Source organism: Catellatospora sp. TT07R-123, from assembly GCF_018327705.1.
Lineage (GTDB): Bacteria > Actinomycetota > Actinomycetes > Mycobacteriales > Micromonosporaceae > Catellatospora.
In genome coordinates, this window is the sequence record NZ_BNEM01000001.1 from 3005676 (window position 1) to 3018733 (window position 13058).

Below are 13058 nucleotides of genomic sequence, written 5' to 3' on the forward strand. Positions count from 1 at the left end.
CGGTGGGCTGGTGGAGCAGGTTCCGGCGGCCGGCGCCGGAGGAGCCGACGGCACGGCCCACGCCCCGCGCGTGGGCCGAACTGCCCGCGCTGGCGCCCGTCACCGGGCCCATGCCGCTGGCCGCGCTCGGCCCCGCCTTCGCCGACGGCCTGGTCACCCGCCGGCCGACCATGCTGACCGGCACGCTCGGCCACGCCGTCGGCCTGCCACCCGCCCAGCAGCCGCCCGCACCGGCCACCGGCGCACCGCCCACCGGCACACCGGGACCGGTGCAGCGCCGGGAGGCGGCTGCGGACCGGCCCGTCCCGGCCCGCCCACTGCCACCGCAGGCGGCGCTGCCACCGACCGTCCTCCGCGAACACCTGTCCGCCCCGCTCCCACCCCAGTCGCCGTCACCGACCGTGCTCCGCGAACACCTGCCCACCCCACTCCCACCCCAGTCGCTGCCACCGACCTCGCTCCACGAACACCTGCCCACCCCACTCCCACCCCAGGCACCGCCACCGACCTCGCTCCACGAACACCTGCCCACCCCACTCCCACCGTCCGGTGCGGCAGGCTCCGAACCCGCGGCCGCGGTCTGGACAGCCGACACGTCCGGGCACGCCGGGCTGATCCCGGCGCCACCGCTCCCCACCGCTGCCCGCGATGTCGCGACGCCGGTGGCGGGCCGGTCCGATCACGCCGTGAGCTCGGTCGCGCCGCTCGCCAGCGGTGACATGCCCGCCGCCTACCAGCGGGATCTGCCCACCACGCCCCTGCCCGACGTCGTACCCGTGACCACGGCGCAGACCCTCCGCCGCGACCAGCCCGCCGCGCCCAAATCGCAGCCCGCCGCCTCCGCCGCGACCGGGCCGCGCCCCGGCGACGCGGCTCCCCGCATCACTTCGAGGACCGGCAGCGGCGACCGGCCCGCGTCCACGGCTGCGCCCGGCGGCGACCCAGCCGTCATCGTGGCACCGGCCGGTCTCGGCGACGGCTCTCCGACACCCCCCGTCAGCACGGAGCCCGCCACGGCAGGACGTGACCGGGCGGCCGCGGGTCTGCCGACCGCCGCACACAGCCGCAGCACCGGATTCCCCGGCCCGGCCGGAGCCGTCCCGCTCACCGGTTCCACCGAAGCCGAACCCGAACCCGATGGGGTCGCCGGGGTGACGGCGCCGGACGGGTCCGTCGCAGGCGGCGACGTGCCCGTGCAGACCGAGCCCGACGACGCCGCACCGCATCCGGCACCTGATCTGACCCGGGGACCGCAGCGTCCACGGCTGGGACCGGCGCTCACCGCTTCGAGATCTTGTGCACTTTCCGTCGCTCCAGCGACAGAAAACGCACAAGATCTGGCGACGACCGCCGGACCGGCCGCTGTGCCCGTGGCACAACGCCTGCTCACCGACATCGCGAGAACACCTACGGTGATCACACCGCCCCACACGGCCGCACCGCATGACGAAGCCACACCGCACGGCGAAGCCGCACCGCACGGCGAGGGCGCACCGCACGGCGAGGCCGCACCGCATGGCGAAGCCGCACCGCACGGCGAAGCCGCACCGACCCACGCGGCCGCACCGCACTGGGAAGCCGCACCGCACTGGGAAGCCGCATCGCACGGCGAGGCCGCATCGCACCACCCAGCCGCCGCGCTCCCCGCAGCCGCAACGCTCTCGCCGTCGATGACACCCCGCCCGCCCGTCGACACCCTCGCGGCCGACCACGCCGACCGGTTCGACAGACCCGCCACCGACCGTCCCTCCCGGATCCAGCGCGCCACCCTCGATGCACCGGCGATCCCCAGCGGTTCCCTGCGCAGTCCGGACACCGCTCCGACCGCCGACGACACCCCGACCAGACTTGGCACGGCCCTCGTCGTGGCCACCGCCGCAGACACGGCCCTGCTCGGCACCTGGGCGCCCGACGCGGCCCTGAGCGCCCACCGCGATGCCGAGACCGGCCCTCAGACAGCCGGACCAGGCGCGATACGCGGTTCCGACCTGCCCGCCATCGTGACGCCACCCGGCCCGACGGCATCCGCCGACACCCACTCGGCGGGGTCGCGTACGGCGACGGCGCACACCAGCGCCGATGCCACGACCGCGCTCAGCCCTATCTCAGCAGGCCCGGCGCCGCGGCCGGCGACCGTGCAGCGGACGGCCGACTCCGCGCCGAGCGACCTGCCGGTCTCCTCGATCTTGGCACCACCGCCCGGCCCACGACCCTCAGCGCGACCACTGCCAGGGAAGGCGCGACCACTGCCAGAGAACCAGTCACTGCCAGAGAACCAGTCACTGCAACAGAGCCGGTCACTGCAAGAGAACCGGTCACTGCCGGAGAACCGGCACCTGGCACAGAGCTGGGAACTGGCACAGAGCCGGGAACTGGCACAGAGCCGGGAACTGGTACAGAACCGGACGCCGCTGCCGCCGCCCGATCGGCCGGTGCTGGCCCGCCAGCCGCTGCACACCGTGCTCGCCCACTCTGCCATGTCCGCCCGGTCTGGCCCCGCCGCCGCGGCCCCGGTCGAGCCGGTGCCAGCGATACCCGCGACGCTGCCGTGGCGGCGCGCGACGGCGACCGCAGCCGACCCGGTGGTGCCCGCCGTGCAGCGGTTCGCCGAGCTAGCGGCCGATCCCGGCGCGGCGGCGCTCGGCACAGGCCTGGCGGTCGCCGACGGTGACGGGGTCCGGTTCACCTGGGCCGACGAGCCCGCCGACGCGCCCGCAGACACGCCCGCGGACGCGCCCACCGACGCACCGCCGCCCACCGCGGTGCAGCGACTGACCGGCGCACCGGCTGCGGCTGGCGCGCCCGGCGCGGGATCGGCCACGCCGGGCGGACCGCAGCCGGGCGGGCTGCCGCCGGGCGCACTGACCCCCGCCGGCCTGGACGACCTGGCCGCGCGGCTCTACGACCGCATCCGCGAGCGGCTCGGCGACGAGCTGCGCCGCGACCGCGAGCGGTCCGGTCTGGCCACCGGCCTGCGCTGAGGAGGAACATGACCAAGCCATCCGCTCCGTCCACCCCCGATCCCGCCGTCGCGGTCTGCTTCTGGGTCAAGGTCGACGGCCGTGACCTGGGCGCGTTCACCGCCTGCGACGGCATCGGCTGCGAGGTCGTCATCGAGCAGCGGGAGGAGGGCGGCAACAACAGCTTCGTGCACCAGCTCCCGGGGCGGATCAAGTACACCAACATCAAGCTGACCCGGCCCGTCGACGCCGACACCAAGAAGATCGCCGTATGGTTCGCCGGATTCGGCGGCGTGGTGCAGCGGACCACCGCGACCATCCAGGCGATGACCGCCGACGGCACCATCGTCTACGCCTGGCATCTGACGGGTGTCATCCCGGTGCGCTGGACCGGTCCGTCGCTGTCGGTGGACAGCGCGAAGGTGGCGACCGAGACCCTGGAGCTGGCGCACCACGGGTTCATGCAGGGGGCGGGCGCATGACCGGCCCGGCCAAGGCGTACCTGAAGTTCCTGGAGCCGACGGTGAAGGGGCCCGGCGGCCCCACCACGGTCAAGGGCGTCGACAAGCTCACGTTCTCCTTCAATCCCAAGGAGTACACGGTCACCAAGAGCGCCAACTGGAGCCGCGAATCGTCCAAGAACGCCAAGTCGGCCGCGGCGCCGGAGTTCAACGGGTCGGGCCCGCGCTCGATCTCGGTGGAGATGTTCTTCGACGCCACCGACCCGGACCTGGTGATCGACGTGGCCAAGTCGGTGGAGACGCTGCTGGCGTGCGCCGAGCCGCTGCCGTCGACGCTGGCCGCGGGCATGAAGCCGCTGCCGCCGTTCGTGCAGCTCGGCTGGGGCGAGACGATCACCTTCGTGGCCTTCGTCAAGCAGGTCAGCGCCAAGTACACGCTGTTCATGCCCAGCGGCGCCCCGCTGCGGGCGGTCTGCCAGCTGACGCTGGAGGAGATCCCGCTGCCCGGTTCCCGGCAGAACCCCACCTCCGGCAGCACCCGGGCCACCCACGCGCACACGGTGATCGCCGGGGACAGCCTGCCGTCGATCGCGTACGCCGCCTACGGCGACCCGACCCGCTGGCGGGAGATCGCCGAGGCCAACGGCGTCGACGACCCGCTGCGGCTGGCGCCCGGCACCCGGCTCCTGCTCCCGGCGGGGTGAGGCATGGCCGAGCAGCACAACTCCCAGCAGTTCCTCGTCGAGATCGACGGCAAGGAGCTGGCCCCCGAGGTCAGCACCGCGATGAACAGTGTCGTGGTGGAGGACAACCTGCACGTGCCGGACAGCTTCGAGCTGTCCTTCCGCGACCCGGGCCGCACCCTGCTGGCCGAGGCGGGCCTCACCTTCGGGGCCACCGTGAAGATCAGCGTGCAGCCGTCGGGCGAGTCCGGCCCGGTGCTGCTGCTCACCGGCGAGATCACCGCCGTGGCACTGGAGATCGACGGCGCCGGCACCCGCACCGTGGCCACCGGGTACGACCTGTCGCACCGCCTGTTCCTGGGGCGCCGCTGCGAGATCCACAGCGACGTCAGCTACGCGGACTGCGCCCGCGCCGTGGCCAGGCGCAACAAACTCAAAGAGGGCGACATCCAGCCGACCAGGCCGATCCACCAGCGGGTCGCGCAGGACAACACCACGGACTGGCAGTTCCTCCAGCGCCTGGCCCGCGAGGTCGGGTACGAGGTCAGCGTCGTCGACGGCAGCCTGCACTTCCGGCCGCCCGCCGCCGCCGCGAAGGCTCCCGAACCGGGCACGCTCGACTCCGCCGGGGCGCTGCAACTGCGCCTGGGCGACGAGCTGCTGCGGATCAACGCCCGGGTCTCCGCCGCCGAGCAGGTCGCCGAGGTGGAGGTGCGCGGCTGGGACCCCGGCACGAAGAAGCCCCTGGTCGCGGTCGCACCCGCGAAGACGGCCTCGGTCGTGAACGGGGCGGACCCGGCCGCGGTCGCGGCGAAGTTCGGCGGCCACCGGCTGGTGCTCACCGACCCGCCGTACCGTACGCAGGCCGAAGTGGACACCGCCGCGAAGGCCGCGGCGGACCACGTCGCCGGCGCCTTCGCGGAGCTGGCCGGGCTGGCCCGCGGCAACGCGCGGCTGCGCGCGGGCACCCCGGTCAGCATCGGCCTGGCCGGGTCGCCGTTCGACGGCCGGTACACGCTCACCCGCACCCGGCACCGCTACGACGCGCGCGACGGGTACGCGGTGTCCTTCAACGCCAGCGGGCGCCAGGACCGCTCGCTGCTGGCGCTGGCGGGCGGCTCCGCCGAACCGCAGCCGCGCACCGGCGGCGTGGTGCCCGGGATGGTCACCGACGTGGCCGATCCGCTGGACCAGGGCCGGGTGAAGGTGCGCTTCCCGTGGCTGGCCGAGGACTACACCTCCGACTGGCTGCGGGTCGTCTCCGCGGGCGCGGGCGCCCGCCGCGGCATGGTGATGCTGCCGGAGGTCGACGACGAGGTGCTCGTCGCGTTCGAGCAGGGCGACCTGCGCCACGGGTATGTGCTGGGCGGCCTCTACAACGGCGTCGACACCCCGCAGCTGGGCGAGAAGCTGATCGACGCGACCACGGGCGCGGTGCGCCGCCGGGGCTTCGTGTCCCGGCGCGGGCACTCGCTGGTCTTCCTCGACGACGCCGCCGACTCCGGGGTGGCGCTGCTGGCCGAGCAGGGCAAGCTGCGGATCTCGCTGCACGGCACGCAGCGGCGCATCCGGATCACCGCCGACGGGGCCGTCGAGATCAGCGGCACCGAGGTGACGGTCAAGGCCAGCGGCAACGCCACCATCCAGGCGGGCGGCCAGCTGCGGCTCAAGGGCGCCACGGTCAAGGTCGAGGCGTCCGGGCCGGTCGAGGTCACCGGTACACCGATCAAGTTGAACTGAGGAGGAGCGATGGGCGCACCGGCCGCGGTGCTCGGCGATCGGATCACCGGGACCTGTCCGCTGCACCAGATCCCGAATCCGGCCAGCGGCATCCCCCAGCCCGGACCGCCGATGCCGTTCTCCGCGCCGGTCATCACCGGGGCGGTGCCGTCGGTGCTGGTGGGAGGCAAGCCGGTGCTGGTCGCCGGGGCGAGCGGGATCAACACCCCGCCGCACGTCGGCCTGCACGTCAGCGACCCGTTCATGGTCCCGCCGATGCAGCGCGGCGTCATCGTCTCCGGGTCGGCGACCGTGCTCGCGGGCGGCCGCCCGGTGGCCACCGCCTCCAGTCCGGTGACGCTGTGCACGGGCACTCCCGGCACGCTGGTCGCCTCGGCCGCCACGGTCCTGGTGGGACCGTGATGACCGGCGACTTCATCGGCCGGGGCTGGCACTTCCCGCTTGCCGCCGACGCCGCCGGGCGGGTACGCCTCAGCGGCGGCGACCGCCGCCTGGAGCAGTCGATCCGGCTGATCCTGGGCACCGCGCTCGGCGAGCGCCCGATGCGGCCGGAGTTCGGCTGCCGCATCCACGACATGGTGTTCGACACCGTCGACGCGACCACCGCGGGCGGGCTGGCCGACGCGGTGCGCACGGCGCTGGGGCGCTGGGAGCCCCGCATCGACGTGCACGACGTACGCATCAGCGACGATCCCGGTGCGGCCGGGACCGTCCTGATCGACGTCCGGTACACCGCGCACGGGCGCAACGACCCGCGCAACCTGGTGTTCCCCTTCTACGCGATCTCCGCCGAAGGGCGGTGACCGGTGACGACACCCACGCCGCGGCTGGACGACCGCAGCTTCCAGGACCTGGTCGACGACGCGAAACGGCTGGTGCAGCAGCGCTGTCCGGGCTGGACCGACCACAACGTCAGCGACCCCGGGGTGACCCTGCTGGAGCTGTTCGCCTGGATGACCGACATCGTGCTGTACCGGCTGAACCGCGTCCCCGACCGTCTCTACCTGCGGTTCCTCGACCTGATGGGGATAGTTCCGTTCCCGCCGACCGCGGCGCGGGCCGACATCACGTTCCGCCTGACCGCGCCGCGCCCCGCGACGGTCACCGTGCCCGCGGGCACCCAGGCCTCGACCCGCCGCGTCGACGACGCCGACCCGGCCGTCTTCACCACCGTGGAGGCGCTGGACATCGTGCCGTGCGAGCTGTCGGCGCTGGCCACCGTCGACGGCGCCGGCCAGGCCGTGGACCGCACCTCCGACCTGGACCGGGCCATGCCGTTCCTGTGCTTCTCCACCCCGCCGGTGCCGGACGAGTGCGTCCTGATCGGCCTGTCCGCGGCGGTGCCGCGCTGCCTGGCGGCGCTGCGGCTGGACTGCGAGATCCAGGGGCACGGCGTCGACCCGCGCTGGCCCCCGCTGGCCTGGGAGGCGTGGACGGCGGACGGCTGGCGGCCCTGCGACGTCGAGCGCGACGACACCGGTGGCCTGAACATCGCCGGGGACGTGCTGCTGCACGTGCCGGCCGGGCACGCCTCGACCATGCTGGCCGGGCGGCAGGCCGGCTGGCTGCGCTGCCGGGTCGTCCCGACCGTCGAGGGCCAGAAGGCATACAGCGACTCGCCGCGGCTCACCTCGGCGCGGGCACACACCATCGGGGGTACGGCGCACGCCGTGCACGCCACCGTCGTCGACGCCGAGGACCTGGGCGTCTCGACCGGCGTGGCGGGGCAGCGGTTCCCCCTGACCCGCCATCCGGTCATCCCCGACGAGCCCGCGCCGGTGCTGGAGGTCGGCCGCGACGACACCGGCGGGGACGGCGGCTGGCGTGCCTGGCAGCTCGTCGACGACTTCGCCTCCGCCGGGCCGGACGATCCCGTGTTCCGCATCGATGCGCTGGCGGGCGAGGTGCAGTTCGGTCCGGCGGTGCGCCAGTCCGACGGCTCGCTGCGCGGGTTCGGCGCGGTGCCCGCCAAGGGCGCCCGGCTGCGCGTGCGCGGCTACCGTGCCGGGGGCGGCGCCGCGGGCAACGTGGCGGCGCACCTGATCACGGTCCTGAAGACGTCGCTGCCGTACCTGCGGGGCGAGGTGGACAACCGGCGCGCCGCGGTCGGCGGGGTCGACGGCGAGACCATCGACGAGATGCGCGAGCGGGCGCCGCTGGCGCTGCGGGCGCGGGACCGGGCGGTCACCGCCGCCGACTACGAGCAGCTGGCCCGGCAGGCCGCGCCCGAGGTCGGCCGGGTCACGTGCGTGCCGGTGTCGCCGGGCGACGAGGCGGTCCGGGTGCTGGTCGTGCCGAACGTCGGCGCCGACGGGCCGATGTCCTTCGCGGACCTGGTGCCCGACGCCGAGCTGCTGTCCTCGATCGCGGCCTACCTCGAACCGCGCCGGATCGTCGGCACCCGGGTGCTGGTGGCGCCGCCGGTCTACCAGGCCGTCACCGTGGTGGCGACGCTGCACGCCCGGCCCGGCCGCCGGGCCGCCGACATCGAGCCCGCCGCGCTGCGCGCGCTGCACCGCCACCTGCATCCGCTGGTCGGCGGCCCGGCCGGGACCGGCTGGCCGTACGGGCGCTCGGTGCACATCGGCGAGATCTTCGCGGTGCTTCAGCAGGTGCCGGGCGTGGACCTGGTCGAGGACGTGAAGCTGTTCCCCGCCGACGCGGTCACCGGCCGCCGGGGCGAGGCGGTGCGGCGTATCGAGGTGGCCGGCAACGCGCTGGCGTTCGGATACCAGCATGTGCTGAAAGTGGAGGAGTAGCCGATGCGCGGGACCGTCTCCGGGCTGCTCAGCCCCTATCCGATGGGCGAGCGGCTGCCCTCGGTCTACCTCGTCGACGAGATGGCGCAGGGCCTCACCGCGGCCTGCGACGAGGTGCTGGCACCGGTGCTCAGCGTGCTGGACAACCTGCCCGCCTACTTCGATCCGCTGCTGGCCCCGCCGGACTTCTTGCGCTGGCTGGGCTCGTGGGTGTCCACCCATCCGAGCACCCTGCCCAGCGGTGCCGTCGACGAGCGCTGGCGCGGCGCGATCGCCGCCGCGGGCGGCACCCTGCGCCGGATCGGTACGGCTGCGGCGATCGCGGCCGAGGTCGCCGTCGCGGCCGGGGTGCCGGTCGAGGACGTCGACGTCGCCGACTCCGGCGGCGTGTCCTGGTCCACCGATCCGGCGGCACCGCTGCCCGGACAGGACGTGCCGAAGCTGGCCGTACGGATCCGGGCACCCGATCCGGCGCTGGTGGACCAGCACGTCGTGGCGGTCGCGCTGGCCGCCGCCAAACCCGCCCATCTGCCCTGCACGTTGACGGTGGCGTAGAGATGATCATTTGTAAGAAGTGCGGCCATCACAACACCGACGCCGACCAGTGGTGCACCAACCCCGGCTGTGGGGCGTACCTGGCCTTCGACGGAGCGGTGCAGGAGCAGCCGGTGCCCGAACCGGCACCGACCCCACCGCCACCACCGGCACCGATCCCACCGCCGCCGACGCCGACGGCGCCGCAGGCCGTCACGCCGCAGCCCGTGACACCGCAGCCGTACCAGCCGCAGCCGCCGGTCGCCCAGCAGACCGTCCGGCCGGAACCGCCGCCCGAGCCGACCGGGCCGCAGGTGCGCCCCGGCGATCGCGTCTGCGCCAGGTGCGGCTGGGGCAACGAGCACAGCCGTACGTTCTGCCGGCACTGCGGCAACGAGCTCAACGGGGCCGCGCCGCCGCTCACGCCGACCGCGCCGATGCCGCCCGTCACCGGGCCGCGCCGGCGGCGGCGCTGGCCGATCGTGGCGGGTGTCATCATCCTGAGCGTCATGGTGCTGGCCTGCGGCGCGGCCCTGGCGGTCTGGGCCTCGACGAAGCTCCACAAGCCGGGAACCCCGGTCGTCGCCACCACCCGCGCCGCCGCCCCCTCCGCGCTCCATCCGCCGCCCAGGGTGTCGCCCAGTCCGGAACCCAACCTGCCGCCGGATGAGCCCGGTATCGCGCTGTCGAGCAGCGCGATCACTCCCGGCGCCAGTTCGTCCGGGCCGGACGCGGGGCCGGAGTACCTGCTCGACAGGGACTCCGGGTCGTACTGGTCGGCGGCCGACAACGACAGCCGGCCTTCGCTCACCTTCAATCTGGACGCCCCAGAGGGCGTGCGGGTGGTCCGGATGACGGTGGAATCCGGCGGCACCACCAGCGAATTCAACCAGCGGCCCCGGCCGAGGCTCATCTGCGTCAGCGTCGACGACGGGCCCTGCGCCGAGCACACCCTGGAGGACACGCCCGCCCTGCAGCAGGTTCGGATCGACGCGCCGCAGCCCGCGCACCGGATCAGGCTGGACATCCTGTCCACCTACGACGCCACCGAGTCTGGCCCGCACGACCAGGCCGTCGCGATGCGGGAGGTCGTGTTCTACATCGCCCCGTAGGACGGCTCAGACCTCGACGAAAGAAGCGCACCCGGCGCGAGCCGTGGATCGCGCTGTGGCCGGTTTCTGCTCATCGTCCGGAAACCCGGCTGCGCGACACCCGCGGGCGGCCGGCTCGGGGAATCGAGCCGGCCGCCCTTACGGTGATCAGGTCACCGTCTGCCCGGTCAGGGGAAGTTCACCAGGTAGACGTTGTTGGTGGTGGAGTTCGCCGCCGCCCCGGTGTTGTTGATGACGCGGGAAATGGTGCCGACGCCGCCGAGGGAGACGACCGCCATGTTGTGGAACTTCACCCCGGCGACCGCGGGCACCTCGAACGCACGGGCCGAGGCCACCGCCGGGTTGACGTTGAAGTAGCAGTAGCTGCCCAGACCCCAGGCCTCGAACGTGGTGACGCCGGAGCCAACCTTGATGGCCGGGTAGCCGTTCTGCGAGCCGTTCATCCAGGCCGCCTGGTTCGGCGGGTCGTACGGCATCTCGTTCTGGAAGAAGATGATCCGGCCGTTGGCGCCGTTCCAGACCACCTCGTTCTTCTGGTAGTGCTCGACGAACAGACCCGTCGCGAGGACGTTGTCACCGTTGACGGTCAGTCCGTTGTCCGCGGTGTTCACCGCCCAGCCGACGCCGCTGCCGTGATCGGCACGCCAGGCCCAGGTGTGGTCGACGATGGTGTTGTTGGTGTTGACCACCAGGCTGTTCGTCGCCTTGCCCGCGACCATGCCGCCGATGCGGAAGAACACATCCTGGATCGTGGTCGGGTTGGCCGCGTGCGACACGGACGTCTTCGCCAGACCGACCTTGAGCAGGGTGTCGGTGTTGGTGGTCCCGGCGTCGAAGAGCAGGCCCTTGATCCGTACGCCGTCGACGTCGGCGACGTCCATCGCGTTGACCCCGCCGTCGGGGATGATCGTGGCATAGCCGATGCCGAGGACGACCGTGTTCGCCTTGGTGACGTGCAGCGTCTGGTTGACGTGGTAGACGCCCGGGGTGAAGAAGACGTTGCAGCCGTTGGCGAACGCCGTGTTGATCGTCGCCGCCGAGTCGCTGGGGCGGGCGACGAAGAAGGTGCTCATCGGCAGCGAGCTGCCCGGTGTCGAGCCGCCCGCCCAGCTCGGTCCGGACGCGTTCGTCCGCAGGGACGGCAGGAACACCCGGTACTTGCCGGCGCCGTCGAGGTACAGGTACGGGACGTCGCGGGAGACCGGCGTGGTGCCCAGCGTCGTGTAGCGGGGGCCGGCCGCCGGGTCGGTGTTGAAGTTGTTCGCGGGTGCCCCGTTGACCCCGGAGAAGACCATGTTCCAGTTGGAGCCGCTCCAGCTGCCCAGCGTGCTGTCCCTGGTGTACCACTGCTGCTGCGAGGCCGACTCGGCATTGCCGTCGATCTTCGAGTCGGCGATGTAGCCGCCGCTGGCCCAGCCGTAGCTGGCCGGGAAGAGGTTGAGGCCGCCGATGACGTGCATCCGCCGGAACGGCGCAGCCTGCGCGACCGCCCAGCGGTTGGTGCCGCCGAGGGTGTTGACCGACAGGTTCTCGGCGGCCCGCCAGAAGTTCTGGGTGGCGTTGCCGGCATCGCTGGCGTTGAACGCGTCGACGGTCACCGCACCGTTGATGCGGGTGTCGTCAGGGTTCAGGCCGAGGCCGTGGATCGAGGTGTTGAACCCGATGTTCGCCCCGACCGTGTACGGCGTGGCACTGGGCTTGAACAGCTCCGCGTCGCGGCGGGTGGCGAACTGCGCCGTCGCGGTGCTCTTCTGCGCCTCGAAGATGCTGTTCAGCGAAGCCTGGATGGTGGCATCGCTCATGCTGTGGTCGTAGATGTGCACGTTGGGCCCGAAGTCAGGCGTGTCGGAGTAGGTCGGGCAGGAGCCGGTGGCCACCCCGAGCGAGAACTTCTGGGCGCCGGTGCCGTTGCAGTCCCAGATCGTCAGGCGGGTGCCGTTGGCGGTGGCGCCGCCTGGAGAGTCCATGCAGCGGCCGGACTGAGGGTTGCGCATGGAGCCGTCGGCCTGCTGCACCCACTGCTGGGCGCCGGTGCCGTTGCAGTCCCAGAGCTGGAGCGGGGTGCTGTTGGCGGTGCCGCCGCTGGTGACGTCGAGGCAGCGCCCGATGGTCGTCAGGGCGGTGCCGCTCCAGCTCCAGTGCTGGTCGGCGGCCGCGCTCTGGCAGTCCCACAGCTGGACCGCCGTCCCGTTGACGCCGGTGTCGTCACCGGAGACGTCGACGCACTTCCCACCCGGCCCGGTGATGGGGTCGCCGACCACGGCGGCGTAGGCCGACTCGGCGGGGACGGCGAGGCTGTACGTGGCACCCGTGGCCGCCAACATCAGCGTCAGCAGTCCGATTCGAAGCGATCTTGCTGCGGTTCTCATATGTCTACCCGCTCTCTGTTCCTCCCCGCAGGGAGGACGCGACCGCTGTCGCGGCGCGACGTGGGGTCAGCTGCCGGAAATCCGGCATGGTGAACGGCGAGCAATCCCGCGCGGGAGAGCGCTCTCTTAAAGTTTCTACAGTGTTACGGCGGGCCGTCTTAAGTGTCAAGTAGCGACGACTGCCAATCTATCGCCGAGGCCCGAGGAAGCTCGGACAACGCCCGAAGAGCATTCCCATCTCTCCCCGAGTCACCCAGTGGGTCGAGGAGAAGCGCGAACACCAGCAATAAATCCGATCGATCACCACCACGACCACACCGCCCCGGAGGATGCCACGGGTCGCGAACAGGGAGTCTCGACGGAGGTGTCCACCAGACACGGACATACGACTGCGGGACACCCCTGCCGACATCCTCATGACCGTCCCGGGCTCCGGGTCA

General features: G+C 72.9%; 10 protein-coding genes. 9 read left to right on the plus strand and 1 reads right to left on the minus strand.

Annotated elements, in window-relative coordinates:
• The first annotated feature begins 2 nt into the window (after positions 1 to 2).
• Genes Cs7R123_RS12795 through Cs7R123_RS12835 form a run of 9 tightly spaced genes read left to right on the plus strand, consistent with a single transcriptional unit; the run spans position 3 to position 10249 of the window.
• On the plus strand, positions 3 to 2981 hold the full coding sequence (locus Cs7R123_RS12795; protein ID WP_212826346.1) for a hypothetical protein: 2979 nt from the start codon (positions 3 to 5) through the stop codon (positions 2979 to 2981).
• Positions 2982 to 2989: 8 nt separating this feature from the next.
• Positions 2990 to 3442, plus strand: coding sequence for a phage tail protein (locus Cs7R123_RS12800; RefSeq protein WP_212826348.1), 453 nt, complete (start codon positions 2990 to 2992; stop codon positions 3440 to 3442).
• A complete protein-coding gene (locus tag Cs7R123_RS12805) occupies positions 3439 to 4125 on the plus strand; it encodes a LysM peptidoglycan-binding domain-containing protein (RefSeq protein ID WP_212826350.1) in 687 nt (228 codons plus the stop codon). Before Cs7R123_RS12800 ends, Cs7R123_RS12805 begins: the two co-directional genes overlap by 4 nt.
• Positions 4126 to 4128: 3 nt before the next feature.
• The gene (locus tag Cs7R123_RS12810) at positions 4129 to 5844 is read left to right on the plus strand and encodes a VgrG-related protein (RefSeq protein WP_212826352.1); all 1716 of its coding nucleotides are present in this window, start codon (positions 4129 to 4131) and stop codon (positions 5842 to 5844) included.
• A gap of 9 nt (positions 5845 to 5853) precedes the next feature.
• A complete protein-coding gene (locus Cs7R123_RS12815; RefSeq protein WP_212826354.1) occupies positions 5854 to 6246 on the plus strand; it encodes a PAAR domain-containing protein in 393 nt (130 codons plus the stop codon).
• Positions 6246 to 6647, plus strand: a complete 402-nt coding sequence (locus tag Cs7R123_RS12820; protein WP_212826356.1) for a GPW/gp25 family protein — start codon at positions 6246 to 6248, stop codon at positions 6645 to 6647. Before Cs7R123_RS12815 ends, Cs7R123_RS12820 begins: the two co-directional genes overlap by 1 nt.
• Before the next feature lie 3 nt (positions 6648 to 6650).
• Positions 6651 to 8603 (plus strand): putative baseplate assembly protein, encoded by a 1953-nt coding sequence (locus Cs7R123_RS12825; protein WP_212826358.1) that lies wholly within the window; start codon positions 6651 to 6653, stop codon positions 8601 to 8603.
• A 3-nt stretch (positions 8604 to 8606) separates the two neighbouring features.
• Positions 8607 to 9158 carry a phage tail protein gene (locus Cs7R123_RS12830; RefSeq protein ID WP_212826360.1) on the plus strand — a complete coding sequence of 184 codons (552 nt, stop codon included), beginning with the start codon at positions 8607 to 8609 and terminating at the stop codon, positions 9156 to 9158.
• Between the two features lie 2 nt (positions 9159 to 9160).
• Positions 9161 to 10249: a discoidin domain-containing protein gene (locus Cs7R123_RS12835; protein ID WP_212826362.1), complete on the plus strand. Its 1089-nt coding sequence runs from the start codon at positions 9161 to 9163 to the stop codon at positions 10247 to 10249.
• Positions 10250 to 10416: 167 nt separating this feature from the next.
• Here the strand turns inward: Cs7R123_RS12835 and Cs7R123_RS12840 are convergent, their stop codons facing one another.
• Positions 10417 to 12573: a ricin-type beta-trefoil lectin domain protein gene (locus tag Cs7R123_RS12840; protein WP_244871789.1), complete on the minus strand. Its 2157-nt coding sequence runs from the start codon at positions 12571 to 12573 to the stop codon at positions 10417 to 10419.
• Between the last annotated feature and the right edge of the window lie 485 nt (positions 12574 to 13058).

Bases quoted from the DNA above. Each gene is read 5' to 3' on its own strand.
- Cs7R123_RS12800 (WP_212826348.1), top strand. From the start codon at position 2,990: ATGACCAAGCCATCCGCTCCGTCCACCCCCGATCCCGCCGTCGCGGTC.
- Cs7R123_RS12805 (WP_212826350.1), top strand. From the start codon at position 3,439: ATGACCGGCCCGGCCAAGGCGTACCTGAAGTTCCTGGAGCCGACGGTG.
- Cs7R123_RS12810 (WP_212826352.1), top strand. From the start codon at position 4,129: ATGGCCGAGCAGCACAACTCCCAGCAGTTCCTCGTCGAGATCGACGGC.
- Cs7R123_RS12815 (WP_212826354.1), top strand. From the start codon at position 5,854: ATGGGCGCACCGGCCGCGGTGCTCGGCGATCGGATCACCGGGACCTGT.
- Cs7R123_RS12820 (WP_212826356.1), top strand. From the start codon at position 6,246: ATGACCGGCGACTTCATCGGCCGGGGCTGGCACTTCCCGCTTGCCGCC.
- Cs7R123_RS12830 (WP_212826360.1), top strand. From the start codon at position 8,607: ATGCGCGGGACCGTCTCCGGGCTGCTCAGCCCCTATCCGATGGGCGAG.
- Cs7R123_RS12835 (WP_212826362.1), top strand. From the start codon at position 9,161: ATGATCATTTGTAAGAAGTGCGGCCATCACAACACCGACGCCGACCAG.
- Cs7R123_RS12840 (WP_244871789.1), bottom strand. From the start codon at position 12,573: ATGTTGGCGGCCACGGGTGCCACGTACAGCCTCGCCGTCCCCGCCGAG.